The organism is Paraburkholderia largidicola, from assembly GCF_013426895.1.
Classification (GTDB): domain Bacteria; phylum Pseudomonadota; class Gammaproteobacteria; order Burkholderiales; family Burkholderiaceae; genus Paraburkholderia; species Paraburkholderia largidicola.
In genome coordinates this window covers 2,042,144-2,067,540 of the sequence record NZ_AP023175.1, presented here as the reverse complement: position 1 = coordinate 2,067,540, position 25,397 = coordinate 2,042,144, and the positions used below count along the sequence as shown (strand labels likewise).

General features: G+C 63.2%; 24 protein-coding genes. 3 read left to right on the top strand and 21 right to left on the bottom strand.

What is annotated here, in order from left to right:
• Positions 1–13: 13 nt before the first annotated feature.
• Positions 14–1,357: a hemolysin family protein gene (locus PPGU16_RS25920; protein WP_180723246.1), complete on the bottom strand. Its 1,344-nt coding sequence runs from the start codon at positions 1,355–1,357 to the stop codon at positions 14–16.
• Between the two features lie 124 nt (positions 1,358–1,481).
• Positions 1,482–2,282 carry a sensor histidine kinase gene (locus PPGU16_RS25915; protein ID WP_180723245.1) on the bottom strand — a complete coding sequence of 267 codons (801 nt, stop codon included), beginning with the start codon at positions 2,280–2,282 and terminating at the stop codon, positions 1,482–1,484.
• Between the two features lie 124 nt (positions 2,283–2,406).
• Between PPGU16_RS25915 and PPGU16_RS25910 the strand changes: the two genes are divergently transcribed.
• Complete coding sequence (locus PPGU16_RS25910) at positions 2,407–2,748, top strand: FKBP-type peptidyl-prolyl cis-trans isomerase (RefSeq protein ID WP_042315449.1); 342 nt, start codon at positions 2,407–2,409, stop codon at positions 2,746–2,748.
• A gap of 31 nt (positions 2,749–2,779) precedes the next feature.
• Positions 2,780–3,550: an AraC family transcriptional regulator gene (locus tag PPGU16_RS25905; RefSeq protein WP_180723244.1), complete on the top strand. Its 771-nt coding sequence runs from the start codon at positions 2,780–2,782 to the stop codon at positions 3,548–3,550.
• A 74-nt stretch (positions 3,551–3,624) separates the two neighbouring features.
• Here PPGU16_RS25905 and PPGU16_RS25900 read toward each other — a convergent pair whose 3' ends face one another.
• The 17 genes from PPGU16_RS25900 to leuC all read right to left on the bottom strand — a co-directional run bounded on the left by PPGU16_RS25900 (position 3,625) and on the right by leuC (position 22,481).
• Positions 3,625–4,815, bottom strand: coding sequence for an O-succinylhomoserine sulfhydrylase (locus tag PPGU16_RS25900; RefSeq protein ID WP_180723243.1), 1,191 nt, complete (start codon positions 4,813–4,815; stop codon positions 3,625–3,627).
• A 305-nt stretch (positions 4,816–5,120) separates the two neighbouring features.
• Positions 5,121–6,671 carry an amidophosphoribosyltransferase gene (gene purF / locus PPGU16_RS25895; protein ID WP_180723242.1) on the bottom strand — a complete coding sequence of 517 codons (1,551 nt, stop codon included), beginning with the start codon at positions 6,669–6,671 and terminating at the stop codon, positions 5,121–5,123.
• 135 nt (positions 6,672–6,806) lie between these two features.
• A complete protein-coding gene (locus PPGU16_RS25890) occupies positions 6,807–7,301 on the bottom strand; it encodes a CvpA family protein (RefSeq protein WP_180723241.1) in 495 nt (164 codons plus the stop codon).
• A 7-nt stretch (positions 7,302–7,308) separates the two neighbouring features.
• Positions 7,309–8,229: an SPOR domain-containing protein gene (locus PPGU16_RS25885; protein ID WP_180723240.1), complete on the bottom strand. Its 921-nt coding sequence runs from the start codon at positions 8,227–8,229 to the stop codon at positions 7,309–7,311.
• Positions 8,230–8,256: 27 nt separating this feature from the next.
• Positions 8,257–9,567 (bottom strand): bifunctional tetrahydrofolate synthase/dihydrofolate synthase, encoded by a 1,311-nt coding sequence (gene folC, locus PPGU16_RS25880; protein WP_180723239.1) that lies wholly within the window; start codon positions 9,565–9,567, stop codon positions 8,257–8,259.
• A gap of 121 nt (positions 9,568–9,688) precedes the next feature.
• Positions 9,689–10,561 (bottom strand): acetyl-CoA carboxylase, carboxyltransferase subunit beta, encoded by an 873-nt coding sequence (gene accD / locus PPGU16_RS25875; RefSeq protein WP_035999347.1) that lies wholly within the window; start codon positions 10,559–10,561, stop codon positions 9,689–9,691.
• Between the two features lie 82 nt (positions 10,562–10,643).
• Entirely contained in the window at positions 10,644–11,459 is an 816-nt protein-coding gene (gene trpA / locus PPGU16_RS25870) for a tryptophan synthase subunit alpha (protein ID WP_042315438.1), read from the bottom strand.
• A 36-nt stretch (positions 11,460–11,495) separates the two neighbouring features.
• Positions 11,496–12,410 carry a DNA-methyltransferase gene (locus PPGU16_RS25865; RefSeq protein ID WP_180723238.1) on the bottom strand — a complete coding sequence of 305 codons (915 nt, stop codon included), beginning with the start codon at positions 12,408–12,410 and terminating at the stop codon, positions 11,496–11,498.
• An 11-nt stretch (positions 12,411–12,421) separates the two neighbouring features.
• Positions 12,422–13,615 (bottom strand): tryptophan synthase subunit beta, encoded by a 1,194-nt coding sequence (gene trpB, locus PPGU16_RS25860; protein WP_035999339.1) that lies wholly within the window; start codon positions 13,613–13,615, stop codon positions 12,422–12,424.
• 60 nt (positions 13,616–13,675) lie between these two features.
• Positions 13,676–14,383: a phosphoribosylanthranilate isomerase gene (locus tag PPGU16_RS25855; RefSeq protein WP_180723237.1), complete on the bottom strand. Its 708-nt coding sequence runs from the start codon at positions 14,381–14,383 to the stop codon at positions 13,676–13,678.
• Positions 14,380–15,183, bottom strand: coding sequence for a tRNA pseudouridine(38-40) synthase TruA (gene truA, locus PPGU16_RS25850; RefSeq protein WP_180725211.1), 804 nt, complete (start codon positions 15,181–15,183; stop codon positions 14,380–14,382). Before truA ends, PPGU16_RS25855 begins: the two co-directional genes overlap by 4 nt.
• Positions 15,183–17,501 carry a FimV/HubP family polar landmark protein gene (locus tag PPGU16_RS25845; RefSeq protein ID WP_180723236.1) on the bottom strand — a complete coding sequence of 773 codons (2,319 nt, stop codon included), beginning with the start codon at positions 17,499–17,501 and terminating at the stop codon, positions 15,183–15,185. The genes truA and PPGU16_RS25845 overlap by 1 nt, the downstream gene beginning before the upstream one ends.
• A 144-nt stretch (positions 17,502–17,645) precedes the next feature.
• Positions 17,646–18,767, bottom strand: a complete 1,122-nt coding sequence (asd, locus tag PPGU16_RS25840) for an aspartate-semialdehyde dehydrogenase (protein ID WP_091786131.1) — start codon at positions 18,765–18,767, stop codon at positions 17,646–17,648.
• 300 nt (positions 18,768–19,067) lie between these two features.
• On the bottom strand, positions 19,068–20,135 hold the full coding sequence (leuB, locus tag PPGU16_RS25835; RefSeq protein ID WP_180723235.1) for a 3-isopropylmalate dehydrogenase: 1,068 nt from the start codon (positions 20,133–20,135) through the stop codon (positions 19,068–19,070).
• Between the two features lie 46 nt (positions 20,136–20,181).
• A complete protein-coding gene (gene leuD, locus PPGU16_RS25830) occupies positions 20,182–20,835 on the bottom strand; it encodes a 3-isopropylmalate dehydratase small subunit (RefSeq protein ID WP_180723234.1) in 654 nt (217 codons plus the stop codon).
• Between the two features lie 76 nt (positions 20,836–20,911).
• Positions 20,912–21,064, bottom strand: coding sequence for an entericidin A/B family lipoprotein (locus PPGU16_RS25825; RefSeq protein ID WP_007579623.1), 153 nt, complete (start codon positions 21,062–21,064; stop codon positions 20,912–20,914).
• A gap of 7 nt (positions 21,065–21,071) precedes the next feature.
• Positions 21,072–22,481 (bottom strand): 3-isopropylmalate dehydratase large subunit, encoded by a 1,410-nt coding sequence (gene leuC / locus PPGU16_RS25820; RefSeq protein ID WP_180723233.1) that lies wholly within the window; start codon positions 22,479–22,481, stop codon positions 21,072–21,074.
• 367 nt (positions 22,482–22,848) lie between these two features.
• On the opposite strand from leuC, the gene PPGU16_RS25815 reads away from it, so the two are divergent.
• Positions 22,849–23,436: a YjaZ family protein gene (locus tag PPGU16_RS25815; RefSeq protein WP_180723232.1), complete on the top strand. Its 588-nt coding sequence runs from the start codon at positions 22,849–22,851 to the stop codon at positions 23,434–23,436.
• Positions 23,437–23,730: 294 nt separating this feature from the next.
• Here PPGU16_RS25815 and gltA read toward each other — a convergent pair whose 3' ends face one another.
• The gene (gltA, locus tag PPGU16_RS25810) at positions 23,731–25,032 is read right to left on the bottom strand and encodes a citrate synthase (protein ID WP_180723231.1); all 1,302 of its coding nucleotides are present in this window, start codon (positions 25,030–25,032) and stop codon (positions 23,731–23,733) included.
• A gap of 92 nt (positions 25,033–25,124) precedes the next feature.
• The gene (locus PPGU16_RS25805) at positions 25,125–25,397 is read right to left on the bottom strand and encodes an FAD assembly factor SdhE (protein ID WP_180723230.1); all 273 of its coding nucleotides are present in this window, start codon (positions 25,395–25,397) and stop codon (positions 25,125–25,127) included.

Here is a 25,397-nt window from a genome sequence, read left to right as displayed (position 1 = left end):
CGAGTGCGACGCCCTAACCACCCTCATCATCAAACATCTTCGGATACACCCGCACGAGCACGATACGCGGCCCCTTCATCCGCTTCACGACTACGTCGAAGCGATCGAAATCCACCCGCTGCCCTTCTTCCGGCAGATCGCCGAGCGCGTTGATCACGAGGCCGCCGACGGATTCCGCGCTACCCTCGTCGATATCGATACCAAGCGCGCGCTCCAGCGACACCACAGGCAAGCTGCCCTTGCCCATCAGTGTGCCGTCGTCCATGCGCGTCCAGTCCGCGTCGCCTTGACGGAACTCGTCGTGAATCTGGCCGACCAGCGCGCCGAGCAGATTGTCGAGCGTCAGGAAGCCGATCGGCTTCGCGTTCTTCCGCCCGACCAGCGCGAGATGCGGCGCACCCTTGCGGAAGCGCCGGAACAGTTCCAGCGCGGGCATTTCGGGTTTCACGTACTGCACCGGACGCACGTAGTGCGACAGGTCGTCGAGCGTGCTGCCCGCGTGGCGCGCCAGTAGCAGATCCTTCAGATGGATGGTGCCCGCGACGCGCTCGCCCGTCGCATCCTCGAGCAACGGATAACGGCTGAAACGATGCCGCGCGATGATCTGCATGTTCTCGCGCCACGGCAGATCGCGGCGCAGGCTCACCAGTTCATGCGCGGGCCGCATCAGGTCGGAGACGGTCATGCGCGAGAAATCGAGCGAATGCGCAATCGTGTTCCATTCGTCCTGCGAATAGGCGTCTTTCGAGCCGTCGAGTTCGTTCGTGACACTCGCGCGACGGCCTCGCAGAATCAGTTTCAGTTCTTCTGTGGAGTAGTGTGTGTCGCCGCCGTGGTCAGCCGTCAGACCGGCGAGGCGCAGCACCGCGTTCGCGCTCGAGTTGAGCACCCAGATGGCCGGATACATCGCCCAGTAGAAGCCATACAGCGGCATCGCCGTCCACAGCGAGACGTGCTCGGACTGGCGGATGGCCAGCGACTTCGGCGCGAGTTCGCCGACCACGATATGCAGGAACGAAATACACGAGAAGGCAAAGAACAGCGAGATGCCGTGTATCAGGTTCTCGTTTTCGATGCCGAGCAGATGGAACACCGGGTTCAGCAGTTCCGCGAAAGCCGGCTCGCCAATCCAGCCAAGCCCCAGCGACGCGAGCGTGATACCAAGCTGACACGCGGACAGATACGCATCCAGCCGGCCATGCACCTTCGCGAGTAACTTGCCGCGCAAGCCGTGCTTCTGCGCGAGCGTCTGCACGCGAGTCTGCCGCAGCTTGACGAGACCGAATTCCGCGGCAACGAAGAAACCGTTGAGGGCAACGAGCAACAACGCGCCAATGAGGGCGACGAACTGGATCAAAGCGAAGAACTCCGGCAACAAAAGCCGTCAGTATAGAGCGCGAAAGGCACGTGAAAGCGCTGAGCGCGCGCGGACTGGCCATCCGGCCAGGTCACGCGCGATTCCATGCGCGTATGGATGAGCGTCATGCGCCGGCGAGCGGCACGCGCAGCTTGAGCGTGGTCGGCTGGCCGTCTGCCCATTCGCCCTGCTCGAAGGCGCCGTCGTGCGCTTCCGCGATGCGCTTGCACAGTCCCAGCACCCACGAAATGCGGCTGGCTTCGCGCGGCTGCGTCGCTTGCGCACGCGCGAAGTTTTCGAGCAGGTGAGGCAGCGCGGCGTCCGTCAGCGCAGCAGGCGTCGCTTGCCAGGCGACCGTGGCGCGGAACGTGGACGCATCGACATCGGCATCGAGCGTGACGGTCGCGCCGTTGGCGCTCGCTTCCACCGCGAACGTGACGAGCAGCCACAACGCAGCGGCGAGACGCTCGCGGTCGCCGTTCATCTGCTGCGCGGCCAGCGGTGAATTGAGTTCGAGCGCGACGCCGCGCTGTGCCGCGAGCGCCTCGCGCACATCGCCGATCGTTTCATCGAGCAACGGGCGCAGCGCGAACGGCGCGCGTTTCAAAGCGAGCGCTTTGGTCTCGGCGCGCGTCGTGTCGACGATCGATTCGAGCAGCTTCACCTGCTGCTCGACGCCGTTGCGAATGCCCTCGAGCGCGCGTTGCGCAGTGGCGTCGTTCGCGTCGATCTTGCGGTCGAGCACATAGGCCCAGCTGTGAATGGCATTCAGCGGGCTGCGCAGGTCGTGCGAGACCAGCGACAGCACATGATCGCGCATGAAAAGCGCCGTTTCGGCGCAACGTCGCGCGGTTCGTTCGGCGACGGCAGACGTCTCCTTGTTGTTGCCGGAAGAAGACGGAGTAGACGTGGTCACGATCGACATCCTCGTTGGCGGTTCACCGTTGGTTGCAGTCTGGACATTATAGGCATGGCCGTTCGGTCAATCTTCGCGACGGTAGGACAACACGCCTACAATAGCGGTTTCGAACGATTACAAGGAGCATTGCATGTCTACTGTCACCACTGCATCGGGCCTCAAGTACGAAGACCTGACGGAAGGCACGGGCGCGGAAGCGAAGGCCGGCCAGACCGTCAGCGTGCACTATACCGGCTGGCTGACCGACGGCCAGAAGTTCGATTCGAGCAAGGACCGCAACGACCCCTTCGCGTTCGTGCTCGGCGGCGGCATGGTCATCAAGGGCTGGGACGAAGGCGTGCAGGGCATGAAGGTCGGCGGCGTGCGCAAGCTGACCATTCCGCCGCAACTCGGCTACGGTGTGCGCGGCGCAGGCGGCGTGATTCCGCCGAACGCGACGCTCGTGTTCGAAGTCGAATTGCTCGGCGTCTGAACGTTTCCGCCGTTTTTCCGCCTGCTTTGTGATGAGCCACGCCGTTACCGATGCACCCAGCGTTTCCCTGCGCCGTTACGGCACCGTAGAAGCGTCGGACGTGCACGACTTCCATCAGATCGTGCTCGGTCTGGACGGGTCGATGGTGATGGCCGTGGACGGCGTCGCGCAGGAAATCGACCGGACCTCCGCGTGGCTCATTCCGGCAGGATCGCGGCATGACTATGCGGGCGTCGGCGAGAACCGGCAGTTGGTGCTCGATTTGCCTGCGTCGTCGGTCGCCGTGCCGCAGCGTCTGTTCGACCGGGCGCGCGCCGTCACCGTCGATTCGTCGCTCACGCAACTGGTTTCGCATATCGCGGGCCGCGCGACGGGACATATCGATGGCGATGCCGCGTGGCGGCGCTTCAACTGGGACGCGGCCGCTCGCTTATGCGCAGCGATCATCGAAGACACGGGCATGGCGGATGCTGCGCCGGGCGCTGGCCTCGACTTTGCGCGCATCGACGCCTGGCTGCGCGCGCGTCTGTCGGAGCCGCTGCGCATCGCGGATCTCGCAGAGCATTGCGGCTTCGGCATGCGTCGTTTTCATCAGTTGTTCATCGACGCATTCGGTGAAACGCCGCACCGCTATTTGCAGCGTCTGCGGCTGGATACGTCGGTCACGCTGCTCGCCGATCCGCGCCGCTCATTGACCGACGTTGCGCTCGAAGTCGGCTTCGGCGATCAGAGCGCCTATACGCACGCGTTCACACGGCGCTTCGGCATGGCGCCCGGCCAATGGCGCGCCTTGCTGCATTGAGCGTGGCTGTATGACAAAACGGGCGCTTCGCAGCGCCCGTTTCGTTTCACTTCTTCACTGACTTCTTCACATCATTAGCCTGCAAGGCCGCGCGCCAGATCGTCGCGGATATCGGCTGCATTCTCCAGACCAACGGCGAGCCGGATCAGACCTTCCGTGATGCCCGCTGCCGCGCGCGCTTCCGGCGTGATACGGCCATGCGTCGTGGTGGCGGGATGCGTGATGGTCGTGCGCGTGTCGCCGAGGTTGCCCGTGATCGAGCAGATCTTCGTGCTGTCGATCACACGCCACGCATTCGCGCGCATCGCTTCCGGCGTGTCGCCCTTCAGTTCGAACGAAACGATCGCGCCGCCCGCTTTCTGCTGGCGCTTGGCGATCTCGTACTGCGGATGCGATTCGAGGCCCGGATAAAACACGCGCTTCACGGCGGGATGCTGATCGAGCCAGCGCGCGATTTCGAGCGCATTCGCCGACTGGCGCTCGACGCGCAGCGACAGCGTCTCCATGCCCTTGAGCAGAATCCACGCGTTGAACGCGGACAGCGTCGGGCCCGCGCTGCGCACGAACGGGAACACCTTTTCCATGATGAATTGCTTCGAGCCGACCAGCGCGCCGCCGAGCACGCGCCCTTGCCCGTCGAGGAATTTGGTGGCCGAATGCATCACGACGTCCGCGCCGAGTTTCAGCGGCTGTTGCAGCGCCGGACTGCAAAAACAGTTGTCGACGACGAACAGCGCATTCGCGGACTTCGCGATCTTGCTGATCGCTTCGATGTCCGCGATTTCCGTCAGCGGGTTCGACGGCGTTTCGAGGAAGAACATCTTCGTCTCGGGACGCACCGCATTTTTCCATGCGTCGAGATCGGTCGGATCGACGAAGGTCGTCGTGATGCCGAACTTGCTGAAGATCTGCGAGAACATGCCGAGCGTCGAGCCGAACAGGCTCTGCGAGCTGACGAGATGATCGCCCGCCTGCAACGCCGACATCACCACCGACATGATCGCGCTCATTCCCGACGCCGTCGCCATGCACGCCTCACCGCCTTCGAGCGCCGCGAGACGATCCTGGAACATCGTCACGGTCGGATTCGTGAAGCGCGAGTACGTGTAATAGTCTTCGGAATTCTTGAAGCGCTCGGCAGCATCTGCGGCGCTCGCAAACACAAAGCTCGACGTCAGGAAGATCGCTTCCGAGTGTTCGCCGAATTCGCTGCGCAACGTGCCCGAGCGGACTGCGAGCGTGTCGAAGTTGAGGGAGTCGTCCATGTTCGTTCTGTTCCGTTTTCGAGGTCGCGCGCTCGCCATGAAGGTTCGCGCACGCGAGAGCAACAAAAAAGCCCGCTTTGCGTCGGCATAAGCGGGCTTCGTGTGCGGGGAAAGCTGTAAGCGCGATGGCTGTGCTGCTGCTCACCGTTCGCTTTAGCTGTTTTGGGTTTCCCCGCGTCCGCAAGCTGAGATCAAATCGACGCAAAACCCGATGGTAACACTGCGGCCGGGTTTTCGCGCCGGGTTTCAACGGCCGTTGCCGCGCGCGAGTCCCGGTTGCCCGATGCTCGCGCGCTGACGACGCGTTACTCGACCGACAGTTGCAGATGCAATTGCGAACGCGCAGCGCCGCCTTCGATCGCGTCGCTCGCCGCGTCGCGGTCCGATTGCGCGGACGGTGCAAGACGCGCGGATTCGATGCGGTCGAGGTATTCCGTCGTCACGTCGCCCGTGATGTAGTTGCCGTCGAAGCACGACGCTTCGAATTCCTTCAGCGCCGGGTTGATGTCGCGGATCGCGTTCTTCAGCGAGTCGACGTCCTGATAGACGAGGAAATCGGCGCCGATCAGGCGCGCCACTTCTTCATCCGAACGGCCGTGCGCGACGAGTTCGCTGCGCGTCGGCATGTCGATGCCGTAGACGTTCGGGAATTTCACGGGCGGCGCCGCCGACGCGAAAATCACCTTGCTCGCGCCGGCATCGCGTGCCATCTGCACGATTTCGTGCGACGTCGTGCCGCGCACGATGGAATCGTCGACGATCAGCACCGTCTTGCCCTTGAACTCGATGCCCATCGCGTTCAGCTTCTGACGCACCGACTTCTTGCGCACCGCCTGGCCCGGCATGATGAAGGTGCGGCCCACATAACGGTTCTTGAAGAAGCCTTCGCGATATTCGACGCCGAGCTTCGCCGCGACCTGCATCGCCGCCGGACGCGACGAATCGGGAATCGGCATGACGACGTCGATCTTCACGTCGTCGGGCAGCACGCGCATGATCTTCTCGGCCAGATAGTCGCCCATGCGCAGACGCGCGTTGTAGACGGGCACGCCGTCGAGCACCGAATCCGGACGCGCAAGATACACGAGTTCGAAAATGCACGGGTTCAGGCTTGCGTTCGGCGCGCATTGCTGCGCGTGGAAGTTGCCTTCGAAATCGATGAAGATCGCCTCGCCCGGCGCGACGTCGCGCACGAACTCGAAGCCGATGCCTTCCAGCGCCACCGATTCCGACGCCAGCATCCATTCCGTGCCCGACGCCGTTTCCAGCTTGCCGATACACAGCGGACGGATGCCGAACGGGTCGCGGAAGCCGAGCAGACCATAGCCGGAAATCAGCGACACGATCGCGTACGAGCCGCGCACACGACGGTGTACGCCCGTTACGGCCTTGAACAGCGCGGCGGGATCGAGCTGCAGGCCCGAGCTCGACAACTGCAATTCGTGCGCGAACACGTTCAACATGACTTCCGTGTCGGAATTCGTGTTGATGTGGCGACGATCGATGCGGAACATCTCGTCTTTCAGTTGCTGCCAGTTGGTCAGATTGCCGTTGTGCGCGAGGATCAGGCCGAACGGCGCGTTCACGTAGAACGGCTGGGCTTCTTCTTCGCTCGACGCAGAACCCGCTGTCGGGTAACGCACCTGGCCAATGCCGCTATTGCCCGGCAGGCTGCGCATGTTGCGCGTGCGGAACACGTCGCGAACCATGCCATTGGCCTTGTGCATGTGGAAATTGTTGCCGTTCGCCGTAGCGATACCGGCAGCGTCCTGACCGCGGTGCTGCAGCAGCAGCAGGCTGTCATAGATGAGCTGGTTGACGGGAGACTGGGAAACTACGCCTACGATGCCGCACATGGCATGTCCTTCAAAGGGTACGAAATTCGATCAGTGCGGCCTGCCTGGGAGACAGCCGCGCGCGCCGTGGTTCTGCCTGCTTCACCATCGGCCCGCCTTGTCATCCGCCTTCGCCCCTTGCATGCAACGCGATCGTTACACGTGGACGTAGGCGGCGAGCGTTTCGGGAAGCAGAGGCTTCAACTCTCGCACGCCCTGCTCGGCGTAGGGCCGCAGCAGCGCGTTGCGCCAGAATTCCTGTTTGGGCAGTTCGGTCAAGCCACCGAGGGCGACCAGAACCAGCACTAATATGACCCCGCGTACGAGGCCGAACACCAGTCCGAGCGAGCGGTCAATACCGCCCAGACCGGACACCTGCACCAGCCGGCTCAGCAGCGCATTCGCCACGCTGGCCAGCAGCATCACGCCGATGACGATCGCCGCGAACGCGATCAGCCACTGCGTCAGCGCGCCGCCTGGCCAGTTCGCCGGCACGTAGGGCACCAGCAGCCCCACGAAGCGCGCCGCCACCAGAAACGCGACGATCCAGCCGATCAGCCCGAATACCTCGGACAAAAAGCCGCGCCACGTTCCGCGCATGGCTGACAGGGCGATCACCGCCATTACAGCGTAGTCGAACGCGGTGAACATCGCCGGATTACTGCGCAGCGCCGTTGTTCGCGCCCGACGTCAGACCAGCCTCGCGCACCTTCGCGATCGCCGCCGACGCCGCCGCACGGTCCGCGAACGGACCGGCGCGCAACAGGGTTCGACTGGAGCCGTCAGCCTGCTTGCGACGCTCCGTATATACGGGCACACCCGCCGCTTTCAACTTGGTCACCCATGCGTGTGCGCTGGCGTCGTCCTGAAACGCGCCCAGCTGAACCGCGAAGCGGCTCCCCGGAGGCGCCGCGGGCGTACCTGTTTCCGTGCCTGAAGCGGCTGCTTGCGCCGTTTCCGTGGCTGCGGGTTTCTGTTCCGGTTTTGCCACGGGCTTGGCGTCAGCCTGCGGTTTCGCTGCTGGCTTGGCAGCCGGCGCGTTGTTCGCGACGACAGCGGGCGTCTGCGGCTTGGCAGGCGTCATCGCGATCGGCGCGTTCTTGCTGTTGTCGTGCTGCGACGCCACGGCGCCCGTAGCGGCCGTGCCCGACGCCGCGGGCGCCAGACCCGAGGCCGCGAGCGCGGCATCCGGCGCGGCGGGATTGTCCGGCGCGACGGCAGCTTGCGTGTCGTTGTCGACCGACGCGCGCGGCTTGGGCGCGGGGCGGCTGGGAATATCGATGGAAATGTCGTCGGTGACGGGCTTCGGGTGCGAATCCAGCACCATCGGCAGAATGACGACAGCGGCGATCACCAGCGCGATGGCGCCGACCAGGCGGCGTCGCGCACGTTGCTTCTCGGGAAGCGTGGGATCGAGCAGCATCGCGTCGGCGTCGCCGGAACGGTCCGTGCGGCGGCTGCGCCGTTCGACGCGTTCCGCGCGTTCAGTGCGCTCGGCACGACTACCGCGACTGGAACTGGAATTTGCGCCGCGCCGAGTCGGTGCGTCGTCTTTCTTGCCGAACGAGAAAATACCCATGAATGGCTTGGTTCGAGGCCCGCGCGTTCAGTGTTGCTGCGATTTACGGTAGGCCATGACGCCTGCGACCGTGAAGAAGCTGCCGAAAACCACGATTCTATCATTGTCGGACGCTCGTTTTAGCGCATCCTGGAAAGCTTCTGCAGGTGTGGCAAAACGCGTCACGCTGCAATCCGGGGCGTCGCTGACGCCTACGTCGCGCAGCGCCGTTTCCAGCTCTTGCGCGCTGGCGGCACGCGGCGTCGGCAGGTCGGTCACGTTCCAGTGATCGATCTCGCCTTTCAGGTGTTCGAGCACGCCGGCGATGTCCTTGTCCCGCATAGAGCCAAAAACCGCGTACGTGTACGGAAAAAAGCCCATATTGCCGAGATTCTGGCCCAGCACAGCGGCTGCATGCGGATTGTGGCCGACGTCGAGCACGATCGACGGCTTGCCCGGCAGTACCTGGAAGCGTCCTGGCAGTTCGACGTTGGCGAGACCCAGACGAATGTCCTGCGCCGACACGGGCAAACGGTCGCGCACCGCTTCGAGCCCGGCGAGCGCCGCCGTCGTATTGAGCAGCTGATTCGCGCCGCGCAGCGCCGGATACGCCAGCGCCGATCGACGCATGGTCGGGCCGATGTAGCTCCACTGCTGGCGCTCGTTGCCCGGTTGCGCTTCGTAGCGGAAATCGCGTCCGAACAGCCACAACTCAGCACCGATTTTCTCGGCATGATCGATCAGCGTTTGCGGCGGAACGGGATCGGCGCAGATGGCCGGCTTGCCCGCGCGGAAAATGCCCGCCTTCTCGAACGCGATTTTCTCGCGCGTATCGCCGAGGAAGTCGGTGTGATCGATGTCGATGCTCGTGATGATCGCGCAGTCGGTATCGAGGATGTTGACGGCATCGAGCCGTCCGCCCAACCCGACTTCGAAAATCACCGCGTCCAGGCCGCGCTCGGCGAACAGATGCATGATCGCGAGCGTCGTGAACTCGAAATACGTCAGAGAAACAGGCTCAGAGAGCGCCTGGCGCGCCTTTTCGACGGCCTCGAAGTGCGGCAGCAGTTCGGCGTCAGTCGCCATCTGGCCGTTGATACGCGCGCGCTCGTTGAATGCGAGCAGATGCGGCGACGTATGACACCCGACGGTGTAACCCGCGCGCAGCAGGATCGCTTCGAGAATGGCGCAGGTAGAACCCTTGCCGTTCGTGCCGCCGACCGTGATCACCGGGCACGCGAACTTGAGGTCCAACGCGTCACGCACCTTGCTGATGCGCGCGAGGCCCATGTCGATTCCGACGGGGTGAGCGGATTCCAGGTGCGTGAGCCACGCGTCGAGTGTGGGGAAAGTGGTCATCTGAAAAACTGGCAGTGCGGACCGGAATTATCCTAGAAATGACAACGCGCCGCTTGAGAACCTCTCGCGGCGCGTTGGTTGTTCCTACTGGCCGTGCGAAACATCACGGCCGGAGAGGGCATCAGGCGACTGCGTCAGCCGGCTGGCGCGTGAGCAGCGCCATCAGTTGCGCGATTTCTTCGCGCAGCTTGCGACGGTCGACGATCATGTCGATCGCGCCCTTTTGCAGCAGGAATTCGGCGCGCTGGAAGCCTTCCGGCAGCTTTTCACGCACGGTCTGCTCGATCACGCGCGGGCCGGCAAAGCCGATCAGCGCCTTCGGTTCGGCGATGACGACGTCGCCGAGGAACGCGAAGCTCGCCGACACGCCGCCCATCGTCGGATCGGTCAGCACGGAGATGAATGGCAGCTTGGCTTCGGCGAGCTTGGTCAGCATGGCCGTAGTTTTCGCCATCTGCATCAGCGACAGCAGGCTTTCCTGCATCCGCGCGCCGCCCGAAGCGGTGAAGCAGATGAACGGCACGTGCTGTTCGATCGCGTTCTGCGCGCCGCGCGCGAAGCGCTCGCCAACCACGGAACCCATCGAGCCGCCCATGAACGCGAATTCGAAGCACGCGACCACCACGGGCAGCGTGTGGATCGCGCCGCCCATCACGACCATTGCGTCGGTTTCGTCGGTTTCGTCCATCGCCTCTTTCAGGCGGTCGGGATACTTGCGGCTGTCCTTGAACTTGAGCGCGTCGACCGGCAGGATTTCCTGGCCGATCTCATAGCGGCCTTCCGGATCGAGCAAGCCGTCGAGCCGTTCGCGCGCGCCGATCCGCATATGGTGGTCGCACTTCGGGCAGACGTGCAGATTCGCCTCGACGTCGTTGCGGTACAGCACCGCTTCGCACGACGGGCATTTGATCCACAGCCCTTCCGGAATGCCCTTGCGGCTCTTCGGGTCGGTTTGCTTGATTTTCGGCGGCAACAGTTTGTCGAGCCAGCTCATGATGATTCCTTCCAGGATTCGCGATACGAAAGACGGCGCAGCAGGAACCGCGCCGCCATGCTAACCGCGACAAAAATGATGTTTATCGGGCAGTCGCACCGATGCTGTCGAGCGCCTGGCGAATTTCAGCAATGAAACTCGTCAGCTTGCTCGCAGCGGACTCGGGTGCTGCTTCTTCGAGCAATTGCACGATACGGCTGCCGATCACGACGGCATCGGAGACTTCGGCCACGGCGCGCGCGGATTGCGCGTCCCGAATGCCGAAACCGACGCCCACTGGCAGCGGTACGCGCGACTTGATGGCCGGGATTTTACCCGCGATGCTCAAAACGTCCAGATTTGCTGAGCCCGTGACGCCCTTGAGCGACACATAGTAGACGTAGCCGGACGCGATTTTACCAACCTCTGCGATGCGCTCGTCCGTCGACGTGGGCGCGAGCAGGAAAATCGGATCGATCCCGGCCGCCTTCATCTTTTCGGCGAAGATAGCCGATTCTTCGGGCGGATAGTCGACAACCAGCACGCCATCGACGCCCGCTTCCTTCGCGGCAGCGGCGAACGCGTCGGCGCCCATACGCTCGATGGGATTCGCGTAGCCCATCAGCACGACGGGCGTCTTGTCGTCGGTTTCGCGGAAGCGCTTGACGTCGGCGAGCACGTGTTTGAGCGACACGCCCTTTGCCAGCGCGCGTTCCGACGACTGCTGGATCACCGGACCGTCGGCCATCGGGTCCGAAAACGGCACGCCGAGTTCGATGACATCGGCGCCGCCCTTCGCGAGCGCGTGCATGAACTCGACCGTGCGCGCCGGATCGGGATCGCCAGCGGTGATGAACGGAATCAGACCTTTCTTGCCCTGCGCGGCCAGTGCCGCGAACGTGGATTGAATACGGGACATGGAATTTTCTCGAAGTCGATGGCTGCGCGGTTCGGCTCAGGCCGTCGTCGTGGTGCTGGCGACGGCTGCTTTCCGGCGCGAAACGGGTTCCGGCGGATTTGCCGCCAAACTGACCCGTTCTCGCGCTATCGCGCAGTAACTTTCATTGATCTCATAGCCGACGAATTCGCGCTTCTGACGGGCGCAAGCGACGGCCGTCGTGCCGCTTCCCATAAAGGGGTCGAGCACGCGGCCACCGGGCGGACAACTGGCCAACACCATCCGCTCGACGATCTCGAGCGGCTTTTGGGTCGGATGGTCGACGCGTTCGGCGTGTTGCCGGTGCAGACGCGAAACCGACCAGACGTCCTTCGGGTTGTAGCCCATCTCCAGCCACTTGCTTCCTTCGAACAACTTACGCGAACGCGCCTTCTTCGTGGCGGCATCGTACGGGATACGGACGGGATCGAGGTCGAAATAATAGTCTTTCGACACCGCGAAATAACCGATGTTGTCGTGCACGGACGTAAAGCGGCGCGTCGTGCCGCCCATGCTCGGCACGCGCCGGTCCCAGATGATTTCGTTGACCATCGTCAGGCGGCTCTTCAGAAACACGAAGATTTCCGGCGCGTACTGCCATGTGCAGAAGATGTACAGCGAACCCGACGGCTTCAGCTTCGGAATGGCGAGTTCGAGCCAGGCACGCGTCCAGGCGAGAAAATCCTCGCCTGAGCGCATGTCGGAATCGTTGCCATAGTCTTTGCCGAGACCATAAGGCGGATCGGCGACGATCAGATCGATCGAGCCGTCCGGCAGGTTCGCTGCATCGGTCAGAAAATCGCGGTTCAGGAGCTCGATACCCGCAGGCACCGACAATAGCGGCACAGCGCCCGCGCGCAACGCGTCGGCGACACCTGCTTCGGCGTCGCCGTCCAGCGCGGGCGGCTGCGGCTCCTCGAACTCGTCGCGCATCGCCTGGGCGCTCAGAACTGGATGCCCGATCGCTCGGCGACCGTGTGCATGTCCTTGTCGCCCCGGCCCGACAGGTTCACCAGAAGGATTTTGTCCTTCGGCAAAGTCGGCGCGAGCTTCGCCGCGTACGCGAGCGCGTGGCTCGACTCCAGCGCGGGAATGATGCCTTCGATGCGGCAGCAGTCGTGGAACGCCTTGAGCGCCTCTTCGTCGGTAATGCCGACGTATTCCGCGCGGCCGCTGTCCTTGAGCCACGCGTGCTCGGGACCGACGCCCGGATAGTCGAGGCCCGCCGACACCGAATGGGTCTCGATGATCTGGCCGTTCTCGTCCTGCAGCAGATACGTGCGATTGCCGTGCAGCACGCCCGGGCTGCCGCCAATCAGCGACGCCGCGTGACGACCCGTGTCGATGCCGTCACCAGCCGCTTCCACGCCGATCAGTTTCACCGATTTGTCGTCAATGTACGGGTAAAAGATACCCATTGCATTCGATCCACCGCCAACGCACGCGATCACAGCGTCCGGCTGACGCCCTGTCAGTTCGGGCATCTGCACCTTGCATTCGTCGCCGATCACGCGCTGGAAATCGCGCACCATCATCGGATACGGATGCGGACCCGCGACCGTCCCGATGATGTAGAACGTGTTTTCGACGTTTGTGACCCAGTCGCGCATCGCTTCGTTCAGCGCGTCTTTCAGCGTGCGCGAGCCGGACTCGACGGGCACGACGGTCGCGCCCAGCAGCTTCATCCGGTAGACGTTCGCGGCCTGGCGGCGCACGTCTTCCGCGCCCATGTACACGATGCACTCCATGCCGAAGCGCGCCGCGATGGTTGCCGTGGCGACGCCGTGCTGGCCCGCGCCCGTTTCCGCGATCACGCGCGGCTTGCCCATGCGCTTGGCCAGCAACGCCTGGCCGATCACGTTGTTCACCTTGTGCGCGCCCGTGTGGTTCAGGTCTTCGCGCTTCAGATAAACCTGCGCGCCGCCGAGCAGTTCGCTCCAGCGTTGCGCGTGATAGACAGGGGAAGGACGACCGACGAAATACTTCAGTTCGCGCTCGTATTCGGCGATGAAGTCGGGGTCGACAGAGTATTTTTCGTAGGCAACACGCAGTTCGTCGAGCGCGTGCATCAGCGTCTCGGCAACGAACACGCCGCCATATTGGCCGAAATGGCCACGTTCATCGGGTAAGTTGTACATATTCCATCACTCTTCTCAGAATGCCGCGGCACCCGCTCGCTGCGAGGCGCGGCCTGGGAATCACCGGGCGTCCGCTTCGCGCACTGCGCGCACGAACGCCGCCATCCGGGCGTGATCCTTCACGCCCTTTGCGCCCGGCACCTCGATGCCGCTCGAGACATCGACTGCGTACGGGCGCACGCGATGAATCGCATCACGAACGTTTTGCGTGTTCAACCCACCACTCAAAACGGCCCGACGCGCGAGTTCTTGTGGAATAAGTGACCAATCGAAGACCTTCCCGCCGCCGCCATAGCCTTCGACATGGGTGTCGAACAGCAGACCGCTGGCGGCTGAATAGTTAAGCGCCGATTTTACCAAATCGGCCGGTTGAGTATCGGCTGCAATTCGCAACGCGCGCAACCAAGGCAAACCCGCAACCCCCGCCAGCTTTTCGCACTGCTCAGGCGTTTCGTCGCCGTGGAACTGCAGCATCGTCAGCGGCACGTTGCAGGTGACTTCGCTGAACCACTCCGGCGTCGGATTCACGAACAGCCCGACAACCGATACGAACGGCGGCACGACCCGCGTCATCTCGACCGCCTGCGCAATGCTCAACGCGCGCGGGCTGGGCGGATAGAAGACGAGGCCGATCGCATCGGCGCCCAAGGCGACCGCATGGGCGACATCGGCGGCGTTGCCGAGGCCGCACAGCTTGATGCGCGTACGGTGCGGCACGGTGTCGGCGGAGGGCGAAACGCTTGCGGCTTGAGTGTCGGCGGAAGTCATGAGTCGGTCCAAACAGTGCTCCACGGAACGCTGCCCGCCTGCGGCGCAGGCACGGCGAACGCCTCAGGATAGCCCACTTGCGCTAGATACAGCCCGTCGGGCATGAAGGTGGGCGCCGCGCGTTTCCGGTCGCGGCCTTGCAGCACCTCCGCGAGCCACGCTGCCGGATAGCGTCCGCGGCCCACGGCCACGAGACAGCCCATCAGATTGCGCACCATATGATGCAGGAACGCATTCGCACGAAAGCGGAAGTGGATGAAATCGCCCTGCGGGCGGATATCGATCTGATACAGATGTTTGACGGGCGTCTTTGCCTGGCATTCCGACGACCGGAACGCCGAGAAATCGTTTTCGCCGATCAGGCAGGCGGCCGCTTCGCGCATTGCGTCGACGTCCAGCGGCGTGTGGATCCAGCCGGCCCGGCCCGTGAGCATCGGCGAGCGCACGGGATGCACGTACAGCGCGTAGTAATACGTGCGCTCGAAGGCGGAAAAGCGCGCGTGGAAGTCGTCCGGCATCGGCTTGGCCCATTGCACGGCGACCGTCGACGGCAAAAAGGCATTCGTGCCGCGCACCCACGAAAAGTCCGTGCGGTCGAGTTCCGTGTCGAAATGCACGACCTGCCCGAGACCGTGGACTCCCGTGTCCGTGCGGCCCGCCACGACCGTCTGCAACGGCGTCTGCGCGAATTCGCGCAGCGCCCGTTCAAGTGCGTCCTGCACGGTCTTGCCGTGCGGCTGCGACTGCCAGCCGCAAAATGCCGCGCCGTCGTACTGGATGCCAAGCGCGATCCGCGTCATCACGAAAGCGGCGCGAGCGTGGACAGCAACGCGCGGGCGTCGGCGCGCGTGTCGGCGTCGTTCGATTCGATGACTTCGTTGATCAGCGTGCGCGCGCCCACGACGTCGCCGAGGTCGATGTACTCCACGGCCAGGTCGAGCTTGTTGCGGGCGATACGCGCGACTTCGTCCGGCGTGAACGCGGGCACCACCTGCGACGGCGACGGCGGCAGTTCCAGGTCGAAGTCGAGCTTCAACGCGCCGAAGCGCGCCGCGCCCAAACCCGCGACGGCGGCCGCACCAGCCGTGCCGGCGATGATCTCGTCAGCGGCGGCGGGCGCCTGCGGTGCGTGCGCCGGCACCGCCTGTTGCGCCGTGATGTCGGGCGAGACGACGGGCTGCGTCACCGCAGGCGCCTCGGTTACCGACGGCTCGACGCGCGGCGGCAAAGCGAAGTCGTCGATGCTGTCGAGCGCGCGCATCGCGTCGCGCGGGAAGGCGTCCGGCACGGCCGGTTCCAGCGGCGGCGGCGCGCCGAGCGGAAGCGAAGCCGGCGCGCGCTGTTCAGCGTCGAGCCCGGCATCAGCGGGATGCAGTTCATTCAGTTCGGGCAGCGGCTCGATCAGTTGCTCGTGCTGCGCGGCCGGTTCCACGTGACTCAACTGGATGGGCGGCGCAACGGACGCGGTGGGCTGTTCGAACGTGGGTTCGTGTTGCCCAGCTTCTGGCGTCGCGCCGAGGTCGAGTGTGAAAGGCTTGGGTTTCGCGCCGGACTCGTCGTGCGGTGCCTCGATCGGCTCGGCGAAATGCGGCTCGACGGGTTCGTGGATCGGCTGCTCGTCGAGCGGCAACTCGGCGGATGGCGTTTCGGTGGCGAGTTCGCCCGTGGTCGGTTCATGTTCGCGCGCGGCCTGTTCCAGCTCGGCGGCTTCCGCGGCACGCGCCTCTTCACGGGCTGGATCGAGCGATTCGCGCGGCAATGCGTCGGCGCCGAGCGTGGCGGCGGCATCGAGCGAGGCTTCGGCGGATGCGCTGTCGAACGTTTCGGGTTCGGGCTTCGGTGCGGCCTCGTGGTCGAATGCGGGCGCAATCGCGGCAGCCGCGGCAACCGCGGCCGTACCCGCCTCACGCGACCCGGTTTCAGACGACTCCTGCCGCGACGAAAGGGGCTCATCGCTTCGCGCGACGGGTCCCGGCTCGACAGCAGCGGGCGCAACGGGCGTTTCATCCTCGCGCGCAACGTCGTCGTTCGCGGCTTCCAGCGCGCGCGCAGCCTTGCGACGCCGGCGCATCGTCAAACCCGCCAGCAGCGCCACGAGCGCCGCGCCGACGATCGCCGCCGCGCCCAGATATTCCTGCGGAATGCCCGCGGGCTGATTCGCGCTCTGCGTTGCCGTCGGTCCAGTATGAGCGGGTGCGCCAGCGCCGGGCGTCGCGCTCGACGACTGCGTCGCGCCCGGTGCAGTCGAAGCATTTTCGTTTGCGCCCGGCTGCTTGCCGATACCGTGCTTCTGCAATTCCATCAGCACACGGTTCTTCAGCGCGAGCAGTTGCTGCAAGCTAGACGGACGTGCCTGCGATGCAGGCTGTGCATTGCCGGTCGCGGACGTGCCGGGCGGCGTAGCAGCGGACTCGCTGCCCTGGATCGAACCCGTGTACGAATGCGTGCCGCTCGCCCCCGAAGCCGTGGATGCAGCCGCGCCGCTCGTGGGCAACGCGCCGGTTGCGGGCGCGGACGTCGCCTCGGCGGCCGCAGCACTGGCGCTTTGCGTCGGCGTCGCGGCCGCTTCGGCCGGCGACGATGCGCCGGCGGCCGAAACACTCGCGCCAGCAGCCGTTGCAGCGGGCGCGGATGCCGAAGTCGTCGCAGCAGCGTTGCTGTTGGTCGCAGCCTGCGGCGCCGCGCCAGACGCAGCAGAGGCGGACGCCGCAGCCGATGCCGCGCCGACCGGCGCACCCGTCGCATCGACGGCAGGCAGATTCAGGACAGCGCCGAGCCGCAACCGGCTTGGATCGTGCCCCATGAACGCATTCGGATTCGCGTCGAAGATCGCTTTCGCGGCGCGCGCCAGCACGGCGCGGTCGCGCGACTGCGTCATCGCGACAGCGGCGTCGTTCAGCGATTGCCCCGGCTGAACGGTGAATTGCGTGCCGCCGGAAGCCGCACCAGCGGGCGCGCTCGCCGCCGCAGCGGCGCTCGCGGCGTTAGTAGCCGCCGTCTGTGCGGACGCCGCGCCCGATATCGAAAGTGCACAGGCAAATACGATTGCGACTGCTGCCGCAATTCGTTGCGAGCCGCTACGTGTGGCGGCTTGAAGAAGAGGGAATCGGGCCGTCATCGGGACCTTTCGTGCGCGGTCGTGCGGCGCATGCTTAGAAGTGTTGGCGACAAGATTCTGAAATGCACAATAAAAAAGCGCCGCGAAATTCGCGACGCTTTTTGGAGTTTTCTACGCGTCGTTCAGCTAACGCGCTAGTTTACTTTACTTGTCGAGCAGAATGCGAAGCATACGACGCAGCGGCTCAGCAGCGCCCCACAGCAGCTGGTCGCCGACCGTGAATGCCGACAGGTATTCGCCGCCCATCGCGAGCTTGCGCAGACGGCCGACCGGCACCGTCAGCGTGCCCGTCACCACGGCGGGCGACAGATCGCGCATCGACGCTTCACGCTCGTTCGGCACGACCTTCACCCAGTCGTTCGCCGACGCCAGAATGCCGTTGATTTCGTCGAGCGGCACGTCCTTGTTCAGCTTGATGGTCAGCGCCTGCGAGTGGCAGCGCATTGCGCCGATACGCACGCACAGACCGTCGACGGGAATCGAGCCCGGTTCGCCCATTGCGGGCTTGCCGAGAATCTTGTTGGTTTCCGCGCCGCCCTTCCACTCTTCCTTCGACATGCCGTTGCCGAGATCCTTGTCGATCCACGGGATCAGCGAGCCGGCGAGCGGCACGCCGAAGTGATCGGTCGGCATGCTGTCGCTGTTCATGGCGGCCAGCACGCGGCGGTCGATGTCGAGAATGGCCGACGACGGGTTGGCCAGTTCGTCCTTCACTGCGCCGTGCAGCGTGCCCATCTGGCTCAGCAGTTCACGCATGTTCTGCGCACCCGCGCCCGAAGCAGCCTGATACGTCATGGCCGTCATCCAGTCGACGAGGTTTTCGCGGAACAGGCCGCCCAGCGCCATCAGCATCAGGCTGACCGTGCAGTTGCCGCCGATGAAATTCTTCTGGCCCTTGACCAGCGCGTTCTTGATCACGTCGAGGTTGACGGGATCGAGAATGATGACGGCGTCGTCCTTCATGCGCAGCGACGAAGCCGCGTCGATCCAGTAGCCGTTCCAGCCCGCTGCGCGCAGCTTGGGGAACACTTCGTTCGTGTAGTCGCCGCCCTGGCAGGAGATGATGGCGTCGCACTTCTTCAGGTCGTCGATGCTTGTCGCATCTTTGAGCTTGGTCTCGTTTTTGGCAAACGACGGCGCGTTGCCGCCTGCGTTGCTGGTGCTGAAAAACACCGGTTCGATCAGATCGAAATCGCCTTCCTGCTGCATACGTTGCATCAGGACGCTGCCGACCATGCCGCGCCAACCTACGAGACCTACGTTCATGACTTCATACCCTTCGAGTGGACACTTCCCCGCATCTTTGCCCGCAGTGACCGCGCGGGGAAGATGGGCGGGCACGACGGACGATCAGCGCTTCGTGATCGTTTTCGGGGTAATCGTTTTGATGGTAATGGCGAGCGCAACCACGCGGGCCGTTTTGCCGCGCAGTGTCGAAATCGAGGAGATTTGAGGAATCGTCGCCATCACATGAGTCTACACGAAAACCCGTTTTTTGCGGCGCGGGCGCCGCGATTTGCGTGAATCCGCGCAAAATTGGCAGATTCACGCGTATTTCCAGAACAATTACAGCGCGGCCACCACGGCGTCGCCCATCGCTTCCGTGCCGACCTGCTTGCAGCCCGGCGTGAGGATGTCGCCCGTGCGATAGCCCTGCTCCAGCACCTTTTTCACGGCGCTTTCAATACGGTCGGCCTGCTCGGCCCGGTTCAGCGAATAACGCAGCATCATCGCGGCCGACAGAATCGTTGCGAGCGGATTCGCAACGCCCTTGCCCGCGATATCCGGCGCCGAACCGTGCGACGGCTCGTACAGACCCTTGTTGTTCTTGTCGAGCGAAGCCGACGGCAGCATGCCGATCGAACCCGTCAACATTGCCGCTTCGTCCGACAGAATGTCACCGAACATATTGCCCGTGACGATCACATCGAACGATTTTGGCGCCTTCACGAGCTGCATCGCCGCGTTGTCGACGTACATGTGCGACAGCTCGACGTCCGCGTATTCCTTCGAGACATCGATCATCACGTCCTTCCACAATTGCGACGTTTCGAGCACGTTCGCCTTGTCGACCGACGTCAGCTTCTTGTCGCGCTTCTGGGCCGCCTGGAACGCGACGTGCGCGATACGGCGCACTTCGGGTTCCGAATAACGCATCGTGTCGAAGCCTTCTTTCGCGCCTTCGAACGGACCGTCCGGCGCCGCCCGCACGCCGCGCGGCGAGCCGAAATAGATGTCACCGTTCAGTTCGCGCACGATCAGGATGTCGAGACCCGACACGATTTCCGGCTTCAGCGACGACGCACCCGTCAGCTGCGGATAGCAGATCGCCGGACGGAAGTTCGCGAACAGCTGCAGATGCTTGCGCAGGCCCAGGATGGCCTGTTCCGGACGCAGCGCGCGCTCGAGCGAATCGTATTTCCAGTCGCCAACGGCGCCGAACAGGATCGCGTCCGCTTCCTTCGCGAGCTTCAGCGTGGCTTCCGGCAGCGGATGACCCGACGCCTCGTAGCCCGCGCCGCCGACGGGCGCTTCTTCGAGCTCGAACTTCTCGCCGAGCACGTTCAGAACCTTGACGGCTTCCTTAACGATTTCCTTGCCAATGCCGTCGCCCGGCAACACTGCGATCTTCATGCGGATTCCTTTCTGGTTTCTATCTGGCTTCGATCTAAGGCGCGCTTCAGCGCACGAGGCGGTTATTCAGCCACGGCTGCTTCGCAATCCGCTCTGCCTCGTACTGGCGAATCTTGTCCGCGTGACGCAGCGTGAGGCCGATGTCGTCGAAGCCGTTCAGCAGGCAGTACTTGCGGAACGCAGCGACTTCGAACGGATATTCGGCGCTGCCGTCCGCCGTGCGCACGACCTGCTTGTCCAGATCGACGGTCAGCTGGAAGCCGTTGAACGCGAATGTTTCGTTGAACAGATGGTCGACCTGCGCATCCGTCAGCACGATCGGCAGCAGACCGTTCTTGAAGCAGTTGTTATAGAAGATGTCCGCAAAGCTCGGCGCGATGATCGCGCGGAAGCCGTACTGTTGCAGCGCCCACGGCGCGTGCTCGCGCGAGCTGCCGCAGCCGAAGTTCTGGCGCGCGAGCAGCACGGACGCGCCCTGATAGCGCGGCTGGTTCAGCACGAAATCCGGATTCAGCGGACGCTTCGAGTTGTCCTGGCCTGGCTCGCCGTGATCGAGATAACGCCATTCGTCGAAAGCGTTGGGACCGAAGCCCGTGCGCTTGATCGACTTCAGGAACTGCTTCGGAATGATCGCGTCAGTGTCGACGTTTTCGCGATCGAGCGGCGCCACGACGCCGGTATGTACGATGAATTTTTCCATGACGCTTTAGCCTGTTCGAAGCCGGACGGCGGTGCACATTCGCATCACCCACGCCCTCCGGCGAATCAAAAACCGCTTACTTTGCCGCCTTGTCGCTGATCGACCCGCCCAGATGCTGCAGGTCTTCGCCAAAGCCATGCACCGTGTTGCACCCAGCGAGTCCGAGCAGCAGCCCGGCTAGCGTCGCGAGTGCGAATCGGCGCAGAAGTGCGATGCGATCGATGTTCATGTGGCGTTCATCCCAGCTTGCGAATGTCGACGAAATGCCCTTCGATGGCGGCAGCCGCTGCCATGGCGGGGCTGACGAGGTGCGTGCGTCCGCCCGCGCCCTGACGGCCTTCGAAATTGCGGTTCGACGTGGATGCGCAGCGCTCGCCCGGCTCCAGCCGGTCAGCGTTCATGGCGAGGCACATCGAGCAACCCGGCTCACGCCATTCGAAACCCGCATCCGTGAAGACCTTGTCGAGACCTTCGCGTTCGGCTTGCGCCTTCACGAGGCCCGAGCCCGGCACGACCATCGCGAGACGGATGTTCGGTGCCACGCGGCGGCCGAGCTTCTTCACGACCCACGCTGCCGCGCGCAGATCTTCGATACGAGCGTTCGTGCACGAGCCGATGAAAATCTTGTCCGGCTTGATCGATTCGATGGGGAGATTCGGTTCGAGCGCCATGTACTGCAGCGCGCGCTCCATCGCGTCGCGCTTGACCGGGTCCTTTTCCTTCTCCGGATCCGGCACGCGTGCGTCGACGGACGTGACCATTTCCGGCGACGTGCCCCACGTGACCTGCGGCACGATTTCGGCAGCGTTCAGTTCGACCACGCGATCGAAATGCGCGCCCGCATCGGTCTTGAACTGCTTCCAGTATTCGACGGCCTGGTCCCATTCCACGCCCTGCGGCGAGAAGGGACGGCCCTTCAGGTAGTCGACGGTCGTGTCGTCGACGGCGACCATGCCGGCGCGCGCGCCCGCTTCGATCGCCATATTGCAGACGGTCATGCGGCCTTCCATCGACAGCGCGCGAATGGTCGAGCCGCCGAATTCGATTGCGTAGCCCGTGCCGCCCGCCGTGCCGATCTTGCCGATGATCGCGAGCACGATGTCCTTCGCGGTGCAGCCGCGCGGCAACTGGCCTTCGACCTTGACCAGCATGTTCTTGCTCTTCTTCTGCAGAAGCGTCTGCGTGGCGAGCACGTGCTCGACTTCCGACGTGCCGATGCCGTGCGCCAGCGCGCCGAACGCACCGTGCGTCGACGTATGCGAGTCGCCGCAAACGATCGTCATGCCCGGCAGCGTCGCGCCCTGTTCCGGCCCGATGATGTGAACGATGCCCTGACGCATGTCGTTCATCTTGAACTGCGTGATGCCGAATGCGTCGCAGTTCGCGTCGAGCGTATCGACCTGCAGCTTCGACACGGGGTCGGCGATGCCGTGGCTGCGATCCGTGGTCGGCACGTTGTGATCCGACACCGCCAGATTCGCGCTGATGCGCCACACCGGGCGCTCCGAGAGCTTCAGCCCTTCGAATGCCTGCGGGCTGGTCACTTCATGCAGCAGTTGACGGTCGATATAGAGAATCGTCGTGCCATCTTCTTCCGTGTGGACCACGTGTGTGTTCCACAATTTGTCGTAGAGAGTCTGTGCCATGGTATGCGGGGGATAGTAATGACATCGGGCAGTTCGTGTCCGGTCAATTATGCCACGCAGTTGACTTTCCAGGACTACCAGATATCGAGAAAACCGATAAAAAACATGGAGTTGGGTGGTAGTGCCGATACCTGTATCGGTACTACCCGAGGTGCGTGTCTGCGCCCGTTGCGAAATGATCGGATGGATAACCGGGCGTGCCTCCGCTGCGCCGGAAGCTCGGCAACTGGCGTTGGAACGGGGGAACGTGCGTAAAGTACGTCCTGCGACGAGGTAGCGAGAAAACACGCGGCAGTCGGCCGAACGGCGTATAGCGGCCACTCCAGCGTTCGCCATAGCATGATTAGTCACCCTAACCATGCAAACGATGTCGCAAGTCGAATATTCGATCGTCGATTCACCGCCTCAACCTGGACATCGATTCTCAGGGGTGAGCTATCGTGGAACCAAGTGGAGTCTCAATCATCTCGATGCCTTCACATTCAAGATCGATCTGGGATTAGGCGGAGACATGACCGTACTCGTACTTTTCTCTTGCCACTGCTTTTCCCGTAGCTTCCGATGGGACGCGCGTGCAACTCATCTGATACCTGCGGATGAAATCTACGATGATGGCAAGGAGCGTCGCGTACTCGACCCGCAGCGCTACGAACTTTCACGCGGGTATCTACGAGACATCGTCGTTCAATTGCCGTTCCGGCGCATTACGATTGCCAACGAGAAACAACCCAACTTCGTTACGCTCGAACAGCTGAACGAAGACGGCACGACGTCGCTTTACGCCGTTTTCTTCGAAGCGGAACGAGACCGGAGCCGCAAACGACGCATCGTGTTGCGCATCCAGTCGGCCTACGTGCTGGACAACGGGCTGACGAGGCGTCAGGAAAAGGCCGGTAAAGTCGGCTTCGCGACACTACTGCGTGCGACGTACCTTGGCAAAAGGATTCGTGGATAGGTCCGCAGAAAAACAAACGGCCACCTGAGGTGGCCGTTGCATGCGGGATTCTCTATCTGTCGTTCGACAAAACTCCCACTCCTGGTGGGACCCGGCTTGCCGGGCGGCGCTACGTTTTTCGCACCCGCTGGTACGTAGTTTTGAGGCTTCATTATTGCCTTTTGACCACCGCCGGTCAAGTGCGCCCTGACCTGACCGAACGGCATATAAAAACAAAACACCCCAACGGCGAACCGTTGGGGTGTTTCACGCGATGCGTCTGGTGCCAGCGTAGAGCGCTAACGCGCCCGTCGCTTAGCGCTGAGCGATCGGCTTTGCTTCGCGCGGCGTCTCGCCGATGAACAGCTGACGCGGACGGCCAATCTTCTGCTCAGGATCGCCGATCATTTCATTCCACTGTGCGATCCAGCCGACCGTACGTGCCATCGCGAAGATACACGTGAACATCGACGTCGGGATGCCCAGCGCGCGCTGCACGATACCCGAGTAGAAGTCGACGTTCGGGTACAGCTTGCGCGACACGAAGTATTCGTCTTCCAGCGCGATCTTTTCCAGTGCCATGGCGAGCTTGAACAGCGGGTCGTCGTGCAGGCCCAGTTCGTTCAGCACTTCGTAGCACGTTTCGCGCATCAGCTTCGCACGCGGATCGTAGTTCTTGTAGACGCGGTGACCGAAGCCCATCAGCTTCACGCCCGAGTTCTTGTCCTTCACCTGCTTGATGAACTCAGGGATGTTGTCGACCGAGCCGATTTCTTCCAGCATGTTCAGCGCGGCTTCGTTCGCGCCGCCGTGCGCCGGGCCCCACAGACATGCGATACCGGCCGCGATACACGCGAACGGATTCGCGCCCGACGAACCCGCCAGACGAACCGTCGACGTCGATGCGTTCTGCTCGTGGTCGGCGTGCAGGATCAGGATACGGTCGAGTGCGCGGACCAGCACTTCGTTGACCTGGTACTCTTCGCACGGGTTCGAGAACATCATGCGCATGAAGTTCGCGCTGTACGACAGATTGTTCTGCGGATACACGAACGGCTGGCCGATCGAGTACTTGTACGCCATTGCGACCAGCGTCGGCAGCTTGGCGATCATGCGGATCGCCGAGACTTCGCGGTGACGCGGGTTATTGATGTCGAGCGAGTCGTGGTAGAACGCCGACAGCGCGCCGACTGCAGCGACGAGAATCGCCATCGGGTGCGCGTCACGGCGGAAGCCACGGAAGAAGAACTGCATCTGCTCGTGAACCATCGTGTGGTTCGTGACCGTCTTCACGAACTCGTCCTTCTGCGCCTGATTCGGCAATTCGCCCTTCAGCAGCGCGTAGCACGTTTCGAGGAAGTCCGCGTTTTCCGCGAGATTGTCGATCGGGAAGCCGCGATACAGCAGCTCGCCCTTGTCACCGTCGATGTAGGTGATAGCCGAGTTGCACGACGCCGTCGACATGAAGCCCGGATCGTACGTGAACTTGCCGGTCTGACCGTACAGCTTACGGATGTCGATCACATCCGGGCCCATCGTGCCCTTGTAAATCGGCATTTCAACGCTCGGCGAGTTGTCGCTGAACGATAGCGTGGCTTTAACATCTGACGGGGTCATAGCACATCCTCAATCGAAGTATGGAAACAGGGTTTCGATAATTGCACGCCTGGATCAAACTCACCTGCGTAACGGCGAGGCTTACGCCTTGATTACACGTTACGCAGCATCTCCAGCACCCGCACGACATCGGCGTCGGCAAGGTCGCCTTCCGGTTCCTTGCGGGCGAGCAGCAAGTCCATCAGGTCGTTATCGCTCAGTTCGAGCAGGCGCGTGAGCGCGCCTACGTCCGCATCACTGAGATCATGCTCATATCGGCTGAAAAAACGCTCGAAAATCAGATCGTTTTCCAGCAGGCCACGCCGGGCGCGCCACTTCAGACGCGCACGACGCAGCGGGTCGGACTGATGCGATGCGTCGTCCAC

What these genes read in the sequence shown, in the direction of transcription:
- PPGU16_RS25915 (WP_180723245.1), bottom strand. Translation starts at nt 2,282, where the DNA reads ATGTCGATCGTGACCACGTCTACTCCGTCTTCTTCCGGCAACAACAAG.
- PPGU16_RS25910 (WP_042315449.1), top strand. Translation starts at nt 2,407, where the DNA reads ATGTCTACTGTCACCACTGCATCGGGCCTCAAGTACGAAGACCTGACG.
- PPGU16_RS25905 (WP_180723244.1), top strand. Translation starts at nt 2,780, where the DNA reads ATGAGCCACGCCGTTACCGATGCACCCAGCGTTTCCCTGCGCCGTTAC.
- PPGU16_RS25900 (WP_180723243.1), bottom strand. Translation starts at nt 4,815, where the DNA reads ATGGACGACTCCCTCAACTTCGACACGCTCGCAGTCCGCTCGGGCACG.
- purF (WP_180723242.1), bottom strand. Translation starts at nt 6,671, where the DNA reads ATGTGCGGCATCGTAGGCGTAGTTTCCCAGTCTCCCGTCAACCAGCTC.
- PPGU16_RS25890 (WP_180723241.1), bottom strand. Translation starts at nt 7,301, where the DNA reads ATGTTCACCGCGTTCGACTACGCTGTAATGGCGGTGATCGCCCTGTCA.
- PPGU16_RS25885 (WP_180723240.1), bottom strand. Translation starts at nt 8,229, where the DNA reads ATGGGTATTTTCTCGTTCGGCAAGAAAGACGACGCACCGACTCGGCGC.
- folC (WP_180723239.1), bottom strand. Translation starts at nt 9,567, where the DNA reads ATGACCACTTTCCCCACACTCGACGCGTGGCTCACGCACCTGGAATCC.
- accD (WP_035999347.1), bottom strand. Translation starts at nt 10,561, where the DNA reads ATGAGCTGGCTCGACAAACTGTTGCCGCCGAAAATCAAGCAAACCGAC.
- trpA (WP_042315438.1), bottom strand. Translation starts at nt 11,459, where the DNA reads ATGTCCCGTATTCAATCCACGTTCGCGGCACTGGCCGCGCAGGGCAAG.
- PPGU16_RS25865 (WP_180723238.1), bottom strand. Translation starts at nt 12,410, where the DNA reads ATGCGCGACGAGTTCGAGGAGCCGCAGCCGCCCGCGCTGGACGGCGAC.
- trpB (WP_035999339.1), bottom strand. Translation starts at nt 13,615, where the DNA reads ATGTACAACTTACCCGATGAACGTGGCCATTTCGGCCAATATGGCGGC.
- PPGU16_RS25855 (WP_180723237.1), bottom strand. Translation starts at nt 14,383, where the DNA reads ATGACTTCCGCCGACACTCAAGCCGCAAGCGTTTCGCCCTCCGCCGAC.
- truA (WP_180725211.1), bottom strand. Translation starts at nt 15,183, where the DNA reads ATGACGCGGATCGCGCTTGGCATCCAGTACGACGGCGCGGCATTTTGC.
- PPGU16_RS25845 (WP_180723236.1), bottom strand. Translation starts at nt 17,501, where the DNA reads ATGACGGCCCGATTCCCTCTTCTTCAAGCCGCCACACGTAGCGGCTCG.
- asd (WP_091786131.1), bottom strand. Translation starts at nt 18,767, where the DNA reads ATGAACGTAGGTCTCGTAGGTTGGCGCGGCATGGTCGGCAGCGTCCTG.
- leuB (WP_180723235.1), bottom strand. Translation starts at nt 20,135, where the DNA reads ATGAAGATCGCAGTGTTGCCGGGCGACGGCATTGGCAAGGAAATCGTT.
- leuD (WP_180723234.1), bottom strand. Translation starts at nt 20,835, where the DNA reads ATGGAAAAATTCATCGTACATACCGGCGTCGTGGCGCCGCTCGATCGC.
- PPGU16_RS25825 (WP_007579623.1), bottom strand. Translation starts at nt 21,064, where the DNA reads ATGAACATCGATCGCATCGCACTTCTGCGCCGATTCGCACTCGCGACG.
- leuC (WP_180723233.1), bottom strand. Translation starts at nt 22,481, where the DNA reads ATGGCACAGACTCTCTACGACAAATTGTGGAACACACACGTGGTCCAC.
- PPGU16_RS25815 (WP_180723232.1), top strand. Translation starts at nt 22,849, where the DNA reads ATGTCGCAAGTCGAATATTCGATCGTCGATTCACCGCCTCAACCTGGA.
- gltA (WP_180723231.1), bottom strand. Translation starts at nt 25,032, where the DNA reads ATGACCCCGTCAGATGTTAAAGCCACGCTATCGTTCAGCGACAACTCG.